Source organism: Cohnella herbarum, assembly GCF_012849095.1.
Taxonomy (GTDB): Bacteria; Bacillota; Bacilli; order Paenibacillales; family Paenibacillaceae; genus Cohnella; species Cohnella herbarum.
The window spans coordinates 6,330,248-6,348,059 of record NZ_CP051680.1 but is presented as its reverse complement, the minus strand read 5'-3'; the positions used below and the strand labels follow the sequence as shown (position 1 = coordinate 6,348,059).

The following is a 17,812-nucleotide window of genomic DNA, read 5'->3' as shown; positions in this document are numbered from 1 at the left end:
TTGGCTAATAATAATAGAATCTTGGAGATGATGATCATGGCTGGATTTCGCGAGGAAGCTTCGCATGCTTGGTCGGAGGATTCGGTCCGAATAATCGCCACGCCTTCCGCTTTCGCGAAAGCCTCCTTGTATTATGTCCAAGAGGCCGGTCAATTCCGCACGATGCCTTCTTACTTCACGGAAAGAGAAAGCTTAGACTCCTATTTGATCGTATATACGACGAAGGGGAGAGGGCATTTGACCTACGAGGATAAAAACTATGCAATCGAGCAAAATCAACTATTCTTCCTGGATTGTCGAAAATACCAGTATTATCGAACGGATTCCAACGATCTCTGGGAGATGATGTGGATCCACTTTAACGGTAGCTCTTCGAAAGCGTATTACGACCGATTCGCCGCCTCGGGCAACCCGGTCGTCTCTCTGCGTCCGGACTCTAGAATTTCCGGATTAATGCAAGACATCGTCGACCTTCACCGGTACAAAACGATTCAAACGGAGTTGTCCGGTTCCCGGCTCATCGTCGATCTCTTGACCGAATTGCTGCTCGGCTACCAGGACCGGGATGTCTCTTCCGATCCCGGTATTCCCGACTACGTGCGAAGCATTATGAGTCATTACGACCGGCACTATTCCCGCAAGTTGACGCTCGAGGAGATATCCGCGGCTTTCTCGGTCGACAAGTACCATCTGTCGAAGGCGTTCAAACGCTATACCGGATTTTCCCCGAACGAGTACCTGATCAACACGCGAATAACCCGCGCGAAGGAGCTTCTCCGTTTTACGGATATGCCCGTTGCCGAGATCGCCTCTGCCGTCGGCGTCGACAATGTCAGCCACTTCATCAATCTGTTTCGCGGACGCGAAACGCATACTCCGCTGGCTTTCCGTAAAATCTGGCAACAATCGTAGAATCACCCGCGTTCGTTCGAATATGCTATATTCTAAGGAATACATCTATCGGAGGGGGATATAGGAGAACTATGAAGACAGGGACGAAAATCTTGCTCGCTTCATCCCTCTTACTGGGGGCTTTACCGTTCGCGACTGCATGCGATCCTTTCTCTTCCGTGTTAGCCGCAACTGCTGCGAAATCCGAAGATCAGCTTCGCAAGGAGATCGTCCGCGCCTTGAGCGAGCGCCGTAGTTCGCTTGAAGTCAACTATTCGGGCAAGTCTGCAACGCTGAAAAAGGACATTAAAGAGTTAATGGAAGCCGCGATGAATTCGGATGATTATTTGCACTATATTGTTAAAAAATACGGTTACACGGCTTCGATTAAAGGATCTACCGCGACGATTAAGTTCAGCTTTACCTATTGGGAAACCCTCGCTCAATCTAATGAGGTGAAGAAGCGCGTAACCAACGTCCTTGCCCGAATACTAAAGCCGGGCATGAACGACCACCAAAAAGAAAAAACGATCCATGATTGGATCGTGACTAATCTTGCCTATGATACGAGACTCGTTTCGTATTCCGCTTATGATGGAATCGTGAATGGCAAAACCGTGTGTCAAGGCTACGCCCTTCTGACTTACGAGATGATGAGACAAGCCGGTATTCCGGTGAAAATCGTGGAAGGCACCTCCAGGGGTATTGCCCATACTTGGAACCTTGTCCAGTTAGACGGCAAATGGTACCATCTCGATACGACTTGGGATGACCCCGTACCGGACGTAGCCGGTCGGATCGCCTATAACTATTACAACCTGACCGATAGCCAGTTACGAACCGATCATAAATGGAAGCCTTCGGCATTATATCCTAACGCGGTAACCCCCTTTGACCAAACGCTGTCCTCGCTGTTAATGACGAAAGGCAAACCGAACGCCGACTTCTACGAGAAGCTCTATCAGGATCTTGATATTCGTTTCCTCACCGACGCATATACGGCTACAAGCCTGAGTGAGTTAACTGACATGATACGTTCGGCCGTAGATGACCGAAAAAATGATCTGGTTCTGCGCTATACGCGCGGAGTGACGGTCAAGTCCGATATGAGAAAAGCTTTCGATGCCCAGAAGGGGCTTTCCAGTTATAACTACTCGTCGGAGGAATACACCCGCACGACGTCGAACGACAAGCTGCTACGGATTAAGTTCAATTATTCTTGAGAGAAATCCTACTCCCAAGGATATTTTGTCAATAGATAGTCGGCGAATTTCAGTTCCTGCATGCCGTACTCCTTTGTCTGCCTCTACTCTCTCAAGCTTAATGCGTCTGATTAGAATCCGTTTGCGCAAAAACGTCGTTCTCGTTCTTCAAGAAATCCAGACTCGTATTTAACGACGATAACAAATCCTCCAAATTGGCATTCCGTTGCAACTGAGGTTCGTCTTTGAGCCGTTCCTTAGGCGATAGTTTCGTGATTTTACTCTCGATTAGAGATCTAAGCGCCAGGTCGTAAGGATTGACGTATTTCGAGCCAACGAAAGGAGCGGACATCGCGGCGATCAATTGATTAAAGGCGAACAAATGGGCTTCCGTTACGTGGGAGCCCACGCGATTGGTCGGGGCAACGATTCGTTCCATCGCGCGGATTTCATCCTCGTAAAGCATCGTCGACAGAACTACCCCGTCTTCGGACGGCCATATGGCCGCGAGGTTTTGAACGGATCTGAGCGTGATGTAGCCGATGCCGATCTTCTTGGATTGAACCAGACTCGCTTGGAAAAGCTTGAACGCTTCCTCCCCCACCTCGTCCGTCCCGATATAATAATGCTTCTTCAGCCGAATTCGGCTGATTTCCACCGCCTCCGCGAACTGTTCGATTACGAAGGTTTTCGAAGCTTGAGGAGTAATTCCTTTCAACTCCTCCTCCGTTAACTCCACGAAATTGCCTCCGCCCAGATCGTAGACCTTCCTAATCTCTTCGGCTTCCGCTTTCGTCTCGCAGGCTTGGCAATATTTTAAATGCGAAATCGCCCCCCCGCATATGGCGTGGGTAGTCTTTAGTGAAATCTCCTTGTCCTCGGTCGCTGCATATAGCTTGATCGGAATTTGAAACTTGGCGATCTGAATGGTCCCTTTCCACATCGCGTGCATCCTGATCGTTCCCCCCTCGTTTAAGTGATCTATCACTTTTATTCCCATAGAGAAAGGAAAGGATACTTGAATGGCCGCCTCGCAGCGTGAATTTCATTGCATTCGTCACCCGTCACTTCTTTTCCAGAAGCGTTGCCTTCCCGTTGCTAATCCAATAAATTCGATCGGATACGGGATTGGGCGTCAGTAAACAACTTCGTTTAACCACGTCCCTGAATCTTGATTTCTCCGTCAAAAACAAAGCTTGCTGTAACGTTTCCATTCGCTCGTCCGAATGCATCGTCAGCGCGGTTTTTCTGTTCGTATAGGCAATAAGGAAGTTCCTCGGAACATTACCAATTGCCATTGCCGGGTTCAGAAACTGGCATTCAATCGGATGAGAATTATCCATGTACACTTCGACAAAACAAGACTTACGGGACGGACTCTGCAGGATCAACCGCGACTCTTGCCAGCCCGCGGATCGCAAATTCCGGTATGCTAATCTTTTGACCCTATCTTCTGTAAGTCGGGGGTTGTGGCTTAATAAGGATTCCGAGATGATCTTAGTGCAGCTATCTTTAATCTCTAGAAATATAACGCGCAGTCCCGGCAAATATTCTTCCGATAAGAGTCCCATGTCCCGTCCCGCCTCTTGCACATAACGCTCGTCACGAATAGCAGGATAAATATAGGCAGGATCCAACTCTGCGACGTCCCCCTTCGCGCGGACCCAATCCGAGCACCGAACGATACTGTTCAAATAATCAATAGCGGCGTTCAGATCTCCTCCAGCCATATATGTCCTGAACGTGTTGTGAAGACTAACCTGCAACTTATTCTGCGGATCGTTACGATCTAAACCGACTTCCAGAAGCAGCGGCTCCCCTTCCTTTTCCTTCTGTTGAACGATTACTTCCATGTTCTCGCTCAATTGCCGCATCATCATCTCCGCAAATTGCTGAGGATCGTCGTATACGCGTACAGCCATCGTCATTTGCCTCCTTGGAATTTTTCCAGGACAAAGACAAAAAACCCCAACAAGACGTCATGAACGTCAAGTCAGGGTGTGCTTCACCACTGGAATATTATTGAACTTATCCTACCATTTAAATTACAATATTGGAAGCGTAATAATTTCAATCGCATCATTTCTTATCAACAATTCCCTGCTATCTTCCTACCGTATATTCCCTTAATCATCGCCAGTTCCTATAGTCTTTTTTGCCTATCTCATCATTCCCTAGCATCATTACCCGTACCGTATCATTCCCCAGCATCATTTCCTTGCATCATTATTACTACCGCCATTATCCCCTTCATTCAGGACTTCCATTCGAATATTCAATAGAAATAATTACAGATTTTATAATAATCAATTGAAAAAAGTAAAAATATGAGTTAGAATAAAAGAGAACAAGCGTTCTCATCGGTGGGTGATTGGAATGAATATGACAATGACGTTTGAGCAATTTTGCTCTCATTATGACAATGAAGAAACTTGCTCCCAAGCCTTATTTTCCGCCAGATGGCCGGACGGGTTTATTTGCCCACGCTGCTCTCATCGCCAATATTATTGTATCCGCTCTCGTAAATTACCGCTTTACGAATGCCGTTCATGCGGCGCACAAACTTCGATCCGATCAGGTACGATTATGGAGGGCAGCCGAACCCCCTTAAAACTGTGGTTTCAGGCAATATTTCTTCATGCTGCACCTCAAGGAATTAGCGCACTGCGACTGGCTTCTATTATAGGGACAACTTACAAAACCGCATGGCTTATCTGTCACAAGATCCGCTATGCAATGTCAACCGCCGGTTCCAGCGAGCTTCTTACGGGGCTTGTCCGAATAAATTGCGGTGTCTACGGTCGCCCATATAACCCTACCATCTACCGACATCCTCAAGAGCAGCCATTGCTAATTGGCGGCACAATTGATAATGATCGAATTACTCATATTAAGATCAAACAAGTTCCTGATCACCATCTTATTTACGACCGTATTACTTCGGAAGCGAGTCATGACTTTGTTAAGACGCTCCTCCATTCCGCTACAACGGATATTACGATTGTCATCCATAAGTTTAGCCGTCATAGATACAAGCCACTCATCCAATTGTGTAACTCCGCTACCGGGTGGATTAATAATACTTTTAACGGAATCGGTCCCAAACATTTGCAATCTTATCTAGATCAATTTTGTTTCGGGTTTAATTATGCTAATCGAAACGCCGACCCGTTCGAAAATCTGCTACGACATAGCGCCGTATTCCCCACTCTGACATACCCTGCGCTCATTCGGCGCGAAGATCGCTCCTTGCAACGTAAGCGCAACTATTCTGAGCAATTGAAATCCGTAAGCTAAACTTCGGCGACTCTTCGCCATAACACGGTGTGCTCCTGAACGAATGGGAGATCGGTTGAAAATTTACCAACAGCTTCTTCGAACTCTTTCCCTGAACCAAGGGGATAATTTTAGAAACCGCCAGCAGCTCTAGGATCCTTTTCCCTGAACGGAGGGGATAATGGCTAGAAACCCGTCAGCAGCTACCTCGACCCCTTCCCTGAATCAAGGGGATAATGGCTAGAGGAAGACAAACGGGGAATGACTAACGCTGGCTGGACATTTGACTGACCTGTTATTCCAACGAAAAACGCCCCTTACCCAACCTTATAATGGAAGGATAAGCGGCGTATGATGGAGTCTCTAAATCAAGAAGATTCGTAAAATCTGTTGGAACTACTGTTGGGCCATCTTGCCAGCGAGAAAGCCAAATCTTCGGTAAGTACAGCCATCATCTCCGGTAAAGGACCTACGAGAGGAATCAACTGCCACTTTCCGCGATGGTTGGCAATGCTTAGAACGAAATCGTTTCTGGGCATCAGCGTTAGAATCGCTCTAATCGCAACCTCGTCCCACTCAACTGAATAAACGATTAAGCATCTGCCTTGCCTGCGAACGTGAAGGTGAGTCATTGCCATTGCTTGCAGCTTGTTCTGGATGAAGGTTTTCGCTAATTCCAGAGCCAGAGCCAAATCTCGCAACCTCCTCTAATCAACACTACCCATCCCCATTGTAATCAAGAATCGGTTTGATGACCAGTGCGATCAGCTTTATTTTTTCCGGTGAGCACCCTTCTAGCATATCTATGATTTCATTCCGCGTATAATCGTCGCTAATCTTATTCGTACCACGCAAAATATAATCGGTAGAAGTCTCGAGAACCGCGCAGATTTTGCCCAGGTTATCAAGATTAACAGGTGTCCGACCTCTTTCAATCTTACTTATGTAGGCGTTCGAAACATCCATAGACTCTGCCAAGATCTCCTGAGTAATCCCCTTGTTTTCTCTGGCTTTCTTGATTCGATAACCGATCATAGAGTAGTCGAAACTCAATATTCATCACCCAATCAAAATATAACAATCCTCCCACTCCTCTAACATGCACGTAAATTCAATATAAACCTATAGGTTGAATTAAACGGCACAGAAAAAAGAAAAAACCCAACCGAGATCGGTCAGGCAACTGTCTTCATTTATTTAGATGAGAAGAATTTTTTCCGCAATTATTTTCTGAGCTGGTTCGGGCTTGTATTCACGACCGCGGCCAACATTCTTTCGCTTCTGACCATAGGGGATTTACATAACGAGCACACCGGAACGATGGAAAAAGCGAAATTATCCCTCATCCATCCTTTGCAGCCGTCATCCGAACAACTCCATATCGCGGTTAATTCGTTCGGGATCTCTTCAAGCGGTTTTTTCCGAGAATAATACATTCGCATCCCTCTTTTCCTTGGTTTCGTCGAGCGGTCCAACGATGAAAAAAACCCCAAACGAGAAGTTCGGGGCATTTTACTCGATGCTCTTGGCTTACAGTTTTACGACATTCTCGGCTTGAGGTCCGCGATTGCCTTGTACGATATTGAACTCGACGCGTTGGCCTTCGTCCAAAGATTTGTAGCCGTCGCCGACGATAGCGCTGAAGTGTACGAATACATCGTTGCCGCCTTCAACTTCGATAAAACCGAAACCTTTGTCCGCGTTAAACCATTTCACTGTACCTGATTCCATACTGATAACCACCTTAGTCTTATTTACATGACCTTCTTATTTTACTAAGAAATAAAAAATTCACATAGCGTACAAGGTTATTTTCACCAAAAGAATAACCCTCTACGTTATGTGAATTAGGTCACCGTTTCAATGTCCTTATCATACCATGTCCGAGCTCAAGTAGCAATTCCAAATTGTTGAATTTGTGAATTTCTCCCGTATTCGAGGTGATTAATTGAGCCGGCTGTGCTAAAATACTGTATTTGCTTCTTCATTCCTCAGCGGGAGGTTTCTTCATTCGCCATGCTCATTATCGGAATCGCCGGAGGGACGGGCTCCGGCAAAACAACTGTTGCCCGATCCGTCATTGACCGCCTCGGTGCGGATAAAGTCACATTCATCTCTCAAGATAACTACTATAAGGATCATTCGCATCTCGGCGCCGAAGAACGGAGAGCGATCAACTACGATCATCCGCTCGTCTTCGATAACGAGCTATTGATCCAACACCTCATTCTGCTGAAAAAAGGACAACCAGCGCACGCGCCGGTGTACGATTTTACGGTCGATGCCCGCTCCGCGGTCGAGACGGTGGAACTCAAGCCGAGTAATATCGTAATTATCGAAGGACTCCACGTACTGTCCGACGAGAAGCTCCGCGAATTTCTCGACATCAAGGTGTTCGTCGATACCGATCCCGACGTCCGCATCCTTCGCAGGGTTCTCCGGGACATAGAAGAGCGCGGACGTACGATCCAATCGATTCACAAGCAATATATGACCACGGTTAAACCGATGCACGAAGCGTTCATCGAACCGTCCAAAAAATATGCCGACCTGATCATCCCTCAAGGAGGACAAAACGAGGTCGGCATTGAATTGTTATCCGTTTTGACGGAAAAATATTTGATCTAATTACCTACATTATTCAAATGCAGCGGGGAAATCTAATTTTAATCCTTATAGGGATCAAACTCGTCGGCCCCGGCCATGCAGACTCCGATCGGCCGCAACACATGCAGTACGTCGATCGTTTCCGCATGCGCGTCCAGCACCTCTTGCAGCTTGCGGTATACGAACGGACTCTCGTCGGTACCCGCTCCGCGGAGCTCGACGCCGTAGTCGCGAACGGCTTCCGCCATTCGATCCGGCGAGATCGCTCCACCGGAACGAGTGCGGGACTTCCAATTCATCTTGCCGGCGGCTTGCGTCCGGCTCATGATGCGTCCGGCTCCATGTACCGTGCTATAGAAGGAATCGCGGTTCTCCGCGGTATCTTTGCCCCGTACGATAACGGAGATATCCCCCATGCTACCGCCGATGAATCCGGTTTGACCTGGCGCTGAAGGCGTTGCTCCCTTACGCACGACGATTGCGTCTTTGCCGTTATGCGTCTCTTTCCACGCAAAGTTGTGATGGTTGTGAACCTCGAAATCCGATTCGGCACCGAGAATAGCCAGCAATTGTTCGATGACATAGTCGCGACCCGCATAGGCATATCTTCCGGCAAGTTTCATTGCCCGGAAATACATGTCCCCCAGCTCGCTGTCCATATCCAGTAACGTCGGCGGCTGATCCATCGTCTCGCCCGGGGCTTTGCCCAGAAATTCTCTTCCGGCGGCTAGATTCAGAAACCCGCTCGCCGTCTTATGTCCGAATCCCCGGCTTCCGAAATGGTTGGCGATCCACAAGCGGCCCGTTCCGAATTCTTCGAACAAATCCACGAAATGATTCCCGCTTCCGACAGTCCCCAACTGATCCCGGGCTAAAGCCTTCAGTTTGTCGTGCTCTTGGCGACCGACCGCCGAGTAGACGCTCCAATCCGGGTCGTCGAATAACGCATGATCGACCTTCTCGCTATTGGCGCGACCGATGCCGAACGAGATTTTCCGCGCGATTTCGTTCATGATATTGCCGATTCGGCCTTTCACGTCGGCGGCGTTCAAATTCGTCCTTACCGCCTTGTTCCCGCATCCGATATCGTAACCGACGCCCGAAGGGGAAATTTGCCCGTCATACGCGATAACACCTCCGATCGGTTGACTGTAGCCTTTGTGATGGTCGGCCATTAGCAACGCTTGAACCACGTTGCCGGTTTCCGCGCAGGTCCGAGCTTGCGCTAACGCGCCTTCGTCCGGGTTGCCCCAGACGCGAACCCCGCCGATGGTTTGGTATGCCATTTGGATTCAACTCCTCTTCATGAACTACATTGTAGCTAAGTTTTTCCTTTTGTCGAGATAAGGGCATTCAGTTGCTCCAGCATGTTACCGCCGTTAGATAGAGAGATGCTTCCGATCTTGTCGCAGATCTTCTCCATGAATTCCAACTCCTTCAGACGGTACAGCGTCTCGTTTTCGTCGAGCAGCTTGGCCGTGTTCAACAGGCTACGGGTAGATGCCGTTTCTTCACGGCGCGTGATCAGGTTGGCCTGCGCTTGCTTCTCCGCGATTAGAACCGTGTTCAGAATTTCCTTCACGTCTCCCGGCAGGATAATATCCTTGACTCCTGCGGATTGGAAGCTTACGCCGAGCTCCTCGCCCTTGCCGTTCAGCTTGGAGAGCACGTAAGCTCCGATCTCCTGCTTCGTCCGAAGCAGTTCATCCAGTTTCATCGTTCCTACGTACTCGCGCAGAACGAGCTGCAGCAGGACGTAGATCTGATCCTCGAAGGACTTGATCTCCAGCGCTTTCAGCGGATCCGTTATGCGGTATTGGCAAACGAAGTTTAACCGTAGCGTAACTTTGTCTTCCGTCATCATTTCCTGTCCTGTCATATCCAGCTGAAGCTGCCTCGTATCCACCGTCTTCACGACCGCGGAGACGGGCCCCTTCCAGAAGTAATATTTTCCCGGAACGAGCGTTTTCCGATACGTGTTGTCTATGAACAGCAATCCTTTCTCATGGCTCGTTACCTCATAGGATTGCAAGTATACGCTATTCAGGCGCGTCAACACGGATACGTCCACCTCGGCCGGAATTTCCGGATTGCGGGCATCTACCCGGATGAACTCGTGAGTCTTCCAACCTTTCCAGAACGCGTACTTGCCGGTAGGCAGCAGGCGGGTAATCTTGCCATCTTCGAAGTGAAGCACATACTCGTAATCTTGAACGTCCACGATCGCAAGATCGTTCAAGAGTTGCTCATCCTGCAAGAACAGGTTCAGATCCCGATCCGGGACGGAAAAAGGTTTGTTCACGTTGACCGTTATCGCTTGATAATCGGAAAAAGGCCAGAACCGGTAGGTACCGGGTTTCAAATATTTCATGTAGTTGCCGTCTTTGAACAGGAGTCCCCGTTCGTCGGCTCGTATAATCGTTTTCATGGGTATTTCCTCTTTTCGATAAAATAAGTGCGCCTTCCCCGGAATCCTTCCCGCGCTTCGGCGGAAGTCTCGCTTGAGACGGGAGTCGCGTATGTTCCGTGCGCGGTCGTTCGGCGGGAGCTGCCGATCCCTTTGCTAATCGACGACTATCCACTTTCAGTTACGCGCAAACGAACCATTCTTCCCCCGCCGGTATCCGCGGACCGCAAAGCTTGGCGCGGGTGCGTTGCCCGAAGGCTTCGCGGAGAATTCCGATTCCGGCATTTCGGTTGTCTTGCTCTCGATTAGAAGTCGAGTGCCTACCATGGCTTCACATCTACAATGTGAGAAGGATTCGAACCTCCATATGGGAGAGGCCTACGCCGCCCATCTCTGCAGCATACCGGAAGCGAGCGCTTCGGCACTGCGGGATCATTCCGAAATCCCGTCAATCGCAGGATGGCGCCGATCGTAAGCCCCATTGTTTAATGCTTCACGCTCCATGCTTCATGCAATGCGGAGCGGAATAAGGAATCCAGATGGCTATCCAGCCGGCCTTCCGCTCCCTCCAGGGAAGCGGCCGCGGCCTCAAAATGAGCCAGTCTTTCTTCCAAATAGTCGTTGATCGTATCTATTCTCGGCTCGTCGTCGAGCTCCTCCCCCGCTCTTTTCCGCCGAAACAGATCAAGCACGACTAGCTTCAACTCGCTGCCATCGGGGATCATTCTATCCAGCAACTCATCGAACGAAATCGGAGGCATAGTATCATATCTCTCGATCCATTCGCATGCGAGAACGGGACGAAGTACGTAGAAGTATTTCTTGAGTCTGACACGCTCCCCTTGCAAATAGGTTCTGTAATTCCCTCTGGCCATGTGAAGATAATGGTACATACAAGATTTGGGTGAGAAGGTACGGGACGAGACGCCGCGGATCCGGTCGATCACTCCGTATTGCTCCATATACTCGATCGGAGATTGAAGCCATTCAAGCAGCGGCGGATTCGACTTGCGGAACAGATTCAGCGCTTTTCTCAAGTCCCAGCCGTTAACGTCGAGCAGGTCGCTGATGGGCCGTTCAATGACGTCCCTCCGGTCGAATATGGATAAGTACCATTCCGGCTTGCGAACGTAGATGAAGCGGACGTCGTAGTCGCTGTCTTGCGAAGGGAACCCCCACGCCCGGCTTCCTGATTCGCAAGCGTATAGGATACGCACGTCTTCCGTTTGCTCGATCTTGTTCAATTCGTTAAGGATGGATTTCAGGATACTATCGGACATGGGGAGCTCCCCTTTCTATTTACTAGGCGAATGATTAATGGGACGAAGAAGTTCCGGTCGCCGACGCAAAACCTCGATAAGGCGTCTTCGTAAAACGGTTCGAGACCGCGGATGCTCCGATCGCATCAGGTTTTACCCTTGCCGACATCCCCATCGCTTCCACCCTTCCGACCATATCGGCTACGAATATCGACGTCTTGTTGCGCTTGGCGTCGGTGCCCGCATCGATATCGATAAACAATTGCAGCTCGGCCCCCTGATAAACGTAAGGAAGGATGATATCCTCCAGTGAAGCGCGTTTGGCATCGTCGTTGATCATCGCGATCTCCTGACTGAAGGTTGTCTCCAATGTCAGCTTCTCTTGAATCGAGCGGATTTCCCGAGGGATAACGACCTTTCGGTAGCAGAACCAAGCGCCTCGACCGGGTCGATAAATCACGACGGAAGTAACGAATTTCGTGTGCCCGGAATGAACCTGGGCATCCGTTCCGATGATCAGCTGGTACCGGGCTCGCGGATCGCTCCGCATGAAGCCGCGAATTCGATCAAACACGTCGTCCATGCTCATATGATTATCCGTGACGTTCCGGAAGAGGCTTTCGTGGATATATGCGTACTTTCGTCTTTTCATGATTTTCACCTATATTTCTAAGTACGTTTGGAGACTCCGACGGGACTTGAACCCGCACTGACCAAATTGAAAGTCTGGTGACTTAAGCCATTTTGTCAACGGAGTCATGGGATGGTGCTGTACCCTTGATTCGAACAAGGCACCTCTCCGGTATCAGCGGAGTGCTCTAACCTCATGAGCTAGTACAGCAAATTGGCAGGGATAACAGGACTCGAACCTGTATGTGGACGGTTAACAGCCGTCTGCCTTACCGAATTGGCTATATCCCTGTATGGTCGGAACGGCAGGACTCGAACCTGCGACCTCTTGCTTCCAAGGCAAGCGCTCTAGCCAAGCTGAGCTACATCCCGATGGAGGATAGTAGCGGGTATTCCCCGCTGATCTGTTGACCGACTTTACGGCAGCCTATCTGATGACGCCTATCCATATTGAAAGTTGGGGAGACCAACCAGACTCGAACTGGTACTAACGGAGTCACAATCCGCCGCGTTCGCCTTTTCGCCATGGCCTCCATATTGGTGGTGGTCGGAGAGGGACTCGAACCCCCATCGCGTGGCTCTTCAGGCCACCGCTCTACCGATTGGAGCTACCCGACCGTGTCATTCTTGTCAACAAAAAAGCTACCGGATCTCCGGCATGACCGCCGCTGCCAATAGGCAGAGAACGGATCGTCCGGATCTCGGGTAGCTCAATACGTGAATATAGGGGTTAGCTTCACCCGGTCAACGAAGGTAAGCTTCGCCGCTCGTGCTGCGGCATACTTCGCTGTTTCATATTCAAATATTGACTACCCATGCGGTTATGAGGCAATAGGAAACTATAGAGATCGGCAATAAAATCTCGATTGATCTCATGCTCGATTGGCTGATAATGAGGCTGTTTGCTGTTTCTCATCGTAGTCGCCCTGCCTTTCGCTGATGGGTATGAAAAAAGACCACTTCCGCCCGCTCGACCTTCTTCCACGGCATTTCAGCCATAGAAAAAGACCACTTGGGATCAAGTCGTCTTTACGAGGAACGCTTATGTAGAACTTCCGGCTTTCAACGGGAGTTTAGTCTCAACCGTTGAACCGTTCGTCTATGGCGTCTGTAAAGATCTTGATTATGAAATTGAGGGTCGGCAAAATGAGGCTCCTGCTGCATATATCCGATAGCTGGATGCTCGTCGTGCGGCTTATCATTTCCTGTAATCGTCTCGAGGAAGCGATTCATTTCCCTTCACCTCTTTGCTTCGTTTTTGTTTACGAGGCCTATCATAGCATCGCCTCTTTTTCATTGTCAACCATTATTTTTTATTTTTGGAAATTTATCTCTTGTGTATATTTATAACAAATAAAGGCTGCCTGCACTTCGCCTTCTTCCGCGGAATTCCGTCCGAATCGTCCGGCTCCAACAAAAAAAGGCCGCTATGCCAGCAGCCCGTTGCTCGTAATAAACATTATGACCCTGTTGAAAAGGCCTAATATTCCTCGGAGAAAGGTTTGCCGACGGATCGATGTTCAGGCGCATGCGGAATGAGGCGGCAATCCGTCTCGGGATTCCACTGGTGATTAAACTGGAAGCTTAGATACATTTTCGCTTTTCTCATCTTCATCCGTCTCCTCTCTCGGGTAATGTGCTAAATCATAAATCATCCTGAAATAGGTGTCAATCGTTTTTTTATCTACGAGGGCAAGCATTACGAACGAGGAGCGGCATATCTCTTCGAAGTGCCGAGATATGCTCCAGCATTTCACGAATGATAGCGATCCCCCGCCAACCCTCGATCGTTAACCTGCGTTCGCATTCGAGATAATCGTTATATTGCGCTACGCTGCATCTACGCTCTACGATCTCATCGCCGATAAATTGAAATGCGACCAACGCGTGGTACTCTGACGGGTACAGAAATAAGCAATAAGGGAGCCTGGGGCCACGAAGCGGAAAACCGACCTTTAAGTCGCTAAAATCGTAATTGACCATGGGTCCCCATAACTCCTGCAAGAAAACTCCGACCTCTAATCCGTATTTGGCTACTGCGCTTTTGTTTAGTGATTGTTCTATCCATCGAGTCACACTAGGATGCAGGCAGTACTCTTGCAAAGACTTGTATTCCCCTCGGGGTCCGAACATATCTTCGAATTGATACTGTAAAGCCGAATCGCTTTGGGAGACGACGGCTCCCGATTGGTCGAACACAATATACGCTCTTGTAATGCTGTTCTTATAGTGGAACTCGCCCTCCTCGTTGCCCATGAACATCAGATAACCCATCATTTGATCCTTCTCGTCGGGATGCTCCCGCGCCAAAAAATCGCTCAATGGAGCAAACGCTTTTTCCAACCATTTCTCGGTTACTTTCTTTCCTGGCGACTTCACGATATCGTACATTTCCATGGCCTCCTTAAACACAAATAAGCACCGTGCGCGCGGAATCAAAAGATTCCACTGGCACGGTGCTTATTTGTGTGAATATGATATGGAAAATATATCATACCTTTTACTTTGTTTCAAGATTACTTTTATACACGTTCACCCGTTTCAGAATCCCATCATCGAGTAAAAATATATTCCCGTTATCGTCCACTGACATCTGCAAATTATAGCGATCCAGCTTTAGCGTCTCACCGCCGTAATTCAGCCATTTTTTCGTCTCGGGAACGCCGAATACTCCAGGATTAATTTCAACTTTTCCAAGGTCGGCATAAGCTTCCGCTTCGCCATTGGGCTTGATACGATATACGGTTTTGCGATCGTCTAACAAGTAAAAATACCCAAAGGACGCCGTGGAGTACAAGATGGAGTCCGCATTAATTCCGACCTTCGCGTTCTCTTCCAACCTTTTGCACGTCCATTTGAGAATCTTGCCTCCCTTTCTATCGTAAACGTATAAAACCCCCTCTTTTACCATCGGGATTAACTGGGTTTTTTCCGCTGTCGGGGAGCTTCCGAGCAACTCAAGGGGTTGGCCCTTTTCCGCCGAATAGATCGTTTGATTATAGGGATCGCCTAAGTAGAAAGTCCCGCCGTCCAAAGTAGAGTAGAAGTTGTCCTCTAACTTGAAAAAACCCGACTTCTCCAACTGGTAGGAAACCATTTTCACTTCGGGCGTAATGGCAAAGACCGCCATCCGCAGCTTGTCCGGAGCCATCGATGAGCTTTCCCCAAGTAAATACAACGTATCCGTGGCATCATGATATATGAGTTTCTTCGGAACGAACTCTGCGTAAATAAAATTTACATTGTATTTGCCTTTCACGGAATATTCGAAGTTAAACTTCTGGTCGATAGAAGTCAAGACAGTGACTTTATCGGCTGAATTGGGATCGTATTTCTTGACCAAATAGCCTTTGTTCGGATCCCTATCCAGAATGAAGACTTGATTATCTTTGGCGGCTGCTATGCTTGAGTTTCCATAGGAATGCAGCCCGATCTTATCAAGGCTTTTCAAGTTAAGAGAGATTGCGGTTAAATTATCTACCGTCAGCTTCTCTAAGCGTTGTCTAACTTCTGCAGTTACCTCTTCTATTTCCTCTTTGTCTCCCGATTTTTCCTCCTCATGCGACTTTTCAGCTTCTTTGCTTTTCGGTGAAATCCGGATTTCTTTCGATCTTGCATCATACTTGAGGTCAAGATTCATCTGGTTAACGATAAAACGCAATGGAATCATCGTCGTACCGTTAACGACAACGACAGGCTGATCTAGCTCGACGGGCTGACCGTTTACGATCGAATGTATCTGTCCAGCGGCAAGTTCTAGCGTTACTCCTTCATAAACAATGGTGATTCTATTCGACTTTTTCTCACGCTTCAACTTCGCGCCCATCCCATCGCTTATGATCCGCAAAGGCACGAGGGTAAAATTGTTGAGAGTCATGGGCGGTGCTTGCAGAATGACTTTCTTTCCGTTAATCCACGCGATCGGATCGCCCAGCTTTAATATTGTTTCCCTGTTGGCAGGCTGAATCGTCTCCTCAGCGTAAGCCGAAGTCGCTAACGCTACGGAAAGACATAGCCAAAGCGCCGCGATTACCGGCCACTTCTTTCTCGTCAATGGAAGTCCTCCTATAAGATCGTTCGCATAATAAAATATTTCTACAATAAACAGTCGTTTCCTTCCAAAATCTACAACAAATAACGGCTTTTATAAGATCGATGTTTCACTTTTCCATTGTGGCATCGCTGAACGCCAAAGCCCCGGTCATGGATCTTTCCACGACCGGGGCTAGCATATTTGGCAAGCCAAACTAACAACGCTACCTCGCCACTAACTCATAATAATCCTTCAGCTCCACGGACATCCCGTGATTTAATCGGGAATGCTCCGCGGCGAACGCCATCATGTGGCTCATGACGGAGACCGTTGCGCCCGTGCGGCTTTCCAGCCCGCTAAAGTTACGGACTTCGGAAATAAAGCTGCGCATAAGCTCGTCGTCCCCGCCGCCGTGTCCTACGTAACCGTTGGCGGGAACATTTACGCTAATATGCTGCTTTTCTTTGGTGGCGAAGCGATAGACGGTCATTTCGTTATTTTCCATGTACCCTCTGATTTCGCCCTTCGTGCCCATCACTTGAATGGATCTGGACGTATCGTGCGTAAATCCGCACATGCTGAACGTGGCCGTCGCTCCGTTGGCGAATTCCAGATTCACCACCTGATGATCCACGACATTATTATCGCTCTTGTATACGCATCGTCCATAGGGTCCATCCGCGAGGGCCTTGATAATGCCCTCCCTCGAAGGATCGGTCGTGATCAGCCGTGCCCAGAGGTCCTCTTCTCCCAAGTAAAATCTAGGCGCGGAATAGGCGCATGTCGACTCCACCGCGCATCCGTCCAAGCAACGATTCGTAGATCCGGCAGGCGCGTGAGCTTCATTAAAATGAGTAAGGCTGCCGAACGAGCTAACCCTAACGCAAGGCTGATCGATCAGATAGGCCAGAATATCCATATCATGAGACGATTTCGCCAGAATCATCGGGCTCGATTGCTCGGAATCTCTCCAGTTTCCTCTGACAAAGCTATGCGCGTAATGATAGAAGCCTACGTTCTCGTTGAGTTGAACGGAAGCGATATCGCCGATATCCCCCGACTGAACGATTCGTTTCAACGTTTGCCAAAAGGGAGTGTACCGCAACACGTGGCATACCGTAAGCAATCGACCGTGTTCCTTGGCCGCCTGCTCCATCTCGATGCATTCTTTCGGTTCGGGCGACATCGGCTTCTCGAGCAACACGTGGTAGCCTTTGGCCAAGGCGATCTTGGCCGGTTCCGCGTGCATTCGATCCTGAGTGCAGATGATCGCGATATCGGCTAACTTCGACTGTTCCAGAATGTGCTCCCAAGTGCGGAAAACCTGGTTCTCGTCCAGATCGTACCTCTGCGCAAAACGGTTCCTCTTATTGTCATCGGGCTCCGCTACCGCAACGAATCGGATTTGATGAGGATAGCGTTCCGCATACGGGGCATAAGCGATCGCTCCCCTTCCTCCGGCGCCTATTAATATGGCAGTGATGGGTTTCACTTATTTTCTCTCCCT

19 protein-coding genes and 6 tRNA genes are annotated in these 17,812 nt (G+C 48.9%); 4 read left to right on the top strand and 21 right to left on the bottom strand.

Annotated features, from left to right (window positions below):
* Nucleotides 1–36 precede the first annotated feature (36 nt).
* The gene (locus tag HH215_RS26990; RefSeq protein ID WP_169282698.1) at nucleotides 37–912 is read left to right on the top strand and encodes an AraC family transcriptional regulator; all 876 of its coding nucleotides are present in this window, start codon (nucleotides 37–39) and stop codon (nucleotides 910–912) included.
* A gap of 71 nt (nucleotides 913–983) precedes the next feature.
* Entirely contained in the window at nucleotides 984–2,114 is a 1,131-nt protein-coding gene (locus tag HH215_RS26985) for a transglutaminase domain-containing protein (protein WP_169282697.1), read from the top strand.
* Nucleotides 2,115–2,211: 97 nt separating this feature from the next.
* On the opposite strand, the gene ku is transcribed toward HH215_RS26985, so the two are convergent.
* Both ku and HH215_RS26975 read right to left on the bottom strand, forming a co-directional pair.
* Nucleotides 2,212–3,045: a non-homologous end joining protein Ku gene (gene ku / locus HH215_RS26980; protein ID WP_169282696.1), complete on the bottom strand. Its 834-nt coding sequence runs from the start codon at nucleotides 3,043–3,045 to the stop codon at nucleotides 2,212–2,214.
* A gap of 112 nt (nucleotides 3,046–3,157) precedes the next feature.
* Nucleotides 3,158–4,015 (bottom strand): hypothetical protein, encoded by an 858-nt coding sequence (locus tag HH215_RS26975; RefSeq protein WP_169282695.1) that lies wholly within the window; start codon nucleotides 4,013–4,015, stop codon nucleotides 3,158–3,160.
* A 454-nt stretch (nucleotides 4,016–4,469) separates the two neighbouring features.
* On the opposite strand from HH215_RS26975, the gene HH215_RS26970 reads away from it, so the two are divergent.
* Complete coding sequence (locus HH215_RS26970; protein ID WP_169282694.1) at nucleotides 4,470–5,390, top strand: transposase; 921 nt, start codon at nucleotides 4,470–4,472, stop codon at nucleotides 5,388–5,390.
* A 347-nt stretch (nucleotides 5,391–5,737) separates the two neighbouring features.
* Here the strand turns inward: HH215_RS26970 and HH215_RS26965 are convergent, their stop codons facing one another.
* The 4 genes from HH215_RS26965 to HH215_RS26950 form a co-directional block, all read right to left on the bottom strand.
* Entirely contained in the window at nucleotides 5,738–6,061 is a 324-nt protein-coding gene (locus tag HH215_RS26965) for a hypothetical protein (RefSeq protein WP_169282693.1), read from the bottom strand.
* A gap of 25 nt (nucleotides 6,062–6,086) precedes the next feature.
* A complete protein-coding gene (locus tag HH215_RS26960) occupies nucleotides 6,087–6,422 on the bottom strand; it encodes a helix-turn-helix domain-containing protein (protein ID WP_169282692.1) in 336 nt (111 codons plus the stop codon).
* A 170-nt stretch (nucleotides 6,423–6,592) separates the two neighbouring features.
* The gene (locus tag HH215_RS26955) at nucleotides 6,593–6,805 is read right to left on the bottom strand and encodes a cold-shock protein (protein ID WP_169282691.1); all 213 of its coding nucleotides are present in this window, start codon (nucleotides 6,803–6,805) and stop codon (nucleotides 6,593–6,595) included.
* A 94-nt stretch (nucleotides 6,806–6,899) separates the two neighbouring features.
* Nucleotides 6,900–7,100, bottom strand: coding sequence for a cold-shock protein (locus tag HH215_RS26950; RefSeq protein WP_169282690.1), 201 nt, complete (start codon nucleotides 7,098–7,100; stop codon nucleotides 6,900–6,902).
* 285 nt (nucleotides 7,101–7,385) lie between these two features.
* Between HH215_RS26950 and udk the strand changes: the two genes are divergently transcribed.
* Nucleotides 7,386–7,997 (top strand): uridine kinase, encoded by a 612-nt coding sequence (gene udk / locus HH215_RS26945; RefSeq protein ID WP_169282689.1) that lies wholly within the window; start codon nucleotides 7,386–7,388, stop codon nucleotides 7,995–7,997.
* Between the two features lie 38 nt (nucleotides 7,998–8,035).
* On the opposite strand, the gene HH215_RS26940 is transcribed toward udk, so the two are convergent.
* From HH215_RS26940 to HH215_RS26875, 15 genes are all read right to left on the bottom strand, one after another.
* Nucleotides 8,036–9,262, bottom strand: a complete 1,227-nt coding sequence (locus HH215_RS26940) for an RtcB family protein (protein ID WP_169282688.1) — start codon at nucleotides 9,260–9,262, stop codon at nucleotides 8,036–8,038.
* Nucleotides 9,263–9,297: 35 nt separating this feature from the next.
* Nucleotides 9,298–10,404, bottom strand: a complete 1,107-nt coding sequence (locus tag HH215_RS26935) for a slipin family protein (RefSeq protein ID WP_169282687.1) — start codon at nucleotides 10,402–10,404, stop codon at nucleotides 9,298–9,300.
* A 464-nt stretch (nucleotides 10,405–10,868) separates the two neighbouring features.
* Complete coding sequence (locus HH215_RS26930; RefSeq protein WP_169282686.1) at nucleotides 10,869–11,663, bottom strand: nucleotidyltransferase domain-containing protein; 795 nt, start codon at nucleotides 11,661–11,663, stop codon at nucleotides 10,869–10,871.
* A 34-nt stretch (nucleotides 11,664–11,697) separates the two neighbouring features.
* Nucleotides 11,698–12,294, bottom strand: coding sequence for a ribonuclease H-like YkuK family protein (locus HH215_RS26925; protein WP_169282685.1), 597 nt, complete (start codon nucleotides 12,292–12,294; stop codon nucleotides 11,698–11,700).
* Nucleotides 12,295–12,322: 28 nt separating this feature from the next.
* A tRNA-Glu gene (locus HH215_RS26920) sits at nucleotides 12,323–12,400 on the bottom strand.
* A 6-nt stretch (nucleotides 12,401–12,406) separates the two neighbouring features.
* Nucleotides 12,407–12,483: transfer RNA gene (locus tag HH215_RS26915), tRNA-Ile, on the bottom strand.
* Nucleotides 12,484–12,487: 4 nt separating this feature from the next.
* Nucleotides 12,488–12,563 (bottom strand) — tRNA-Asn (locus tag HH215_RS26910).
* A gap of 3 nt (nucleotides 12,564–12,566) precedes the next feature.
* Nucleotides 12,567–12,644 (bottom strand) — tRNA-Pro (locus HH215_RS26905).
* Between the two features lie 86 nt (nucleotides 12,645–12,730).
* Nucleotides 12,731–12,805: transfer RNA gene (locus HH215_RS26900), tRNA-His, on the bottom strand.
* 8 nt (nucleotides 12,806–12,813) lie between these two features.
* Nucleotides 12,814–12,890: transfer RNA gene (locus HH215_RS26895), tRNA-Phe, on the bottom strand.
* 118 nt (nucleotides 12,891–13,008) lie between these two features.
* Complete coding sequence (locus tag HH215_RS26890) at nucleotides 13,009–13,188, bottom strand: hypothetical protein (protein ID WP_169282684.1); 180 nt, start codon at nucleotides 13,186–13,188, stop codon at nucleotides 13,009–13,011.
* A 564-nt stretch (nucleotides 13,189–13,752) separates the two neighbouring features.
* Nucleotides 13,753–13,881 carry a hypothetical protein gene (locus tag HH215_RS36760; protein ID WP_256376639.1) on the bottom strand — a complete coding sequence of 43 codons (129 nt, stop codon included), beginning with the start codon at nucleotides 13,879–13,881 and terminating at the stop codon, nucleotides 13,753–13,755.
* A 71-nt stretch (nucleotides 13,882–13,952) separates the two neighbouring features.
* Nucleotides 13,953–14,663, bottom strand: a complete 711-nt coding sequence (locus HH215_RS26885) for a hypothetical protein (protein ID WP_169282683.1) — start codon at nucleotides 14,661–14,663, stop codon at nucleotides 13,953–13,955.
* Nucleotides 14,664–14,772: 109 nt separating this feature from the next.
* Nucleotides 14,773–16,326, bottom strand: a complete 1,554-nt coding sequence (locus HH215_RS26880; protein WP_169282682.1) for a stalk domain-containing protein — start codon at nucleotides 16,324–16,326, stop codon at nucleotides 14,773–14,775.
* A 202-nt stretch (nucleotides 16,327–16,528) separates the two neighbouring features.
* On the bottom strand, nucleotides 16,529–17,797 hold the full coding sequence (locus tag HH215_RS26875) for a Gfo/Idh/MocA family protein (protein ID WP_169282681.1): 1,269 nt from the start codon (nucleotides 17,795–17,797) through the stop codon (nucleotides 16,529–16,531).
* Nucleotides 17,798–17,812: the final 15 nt, after the last annotated feature.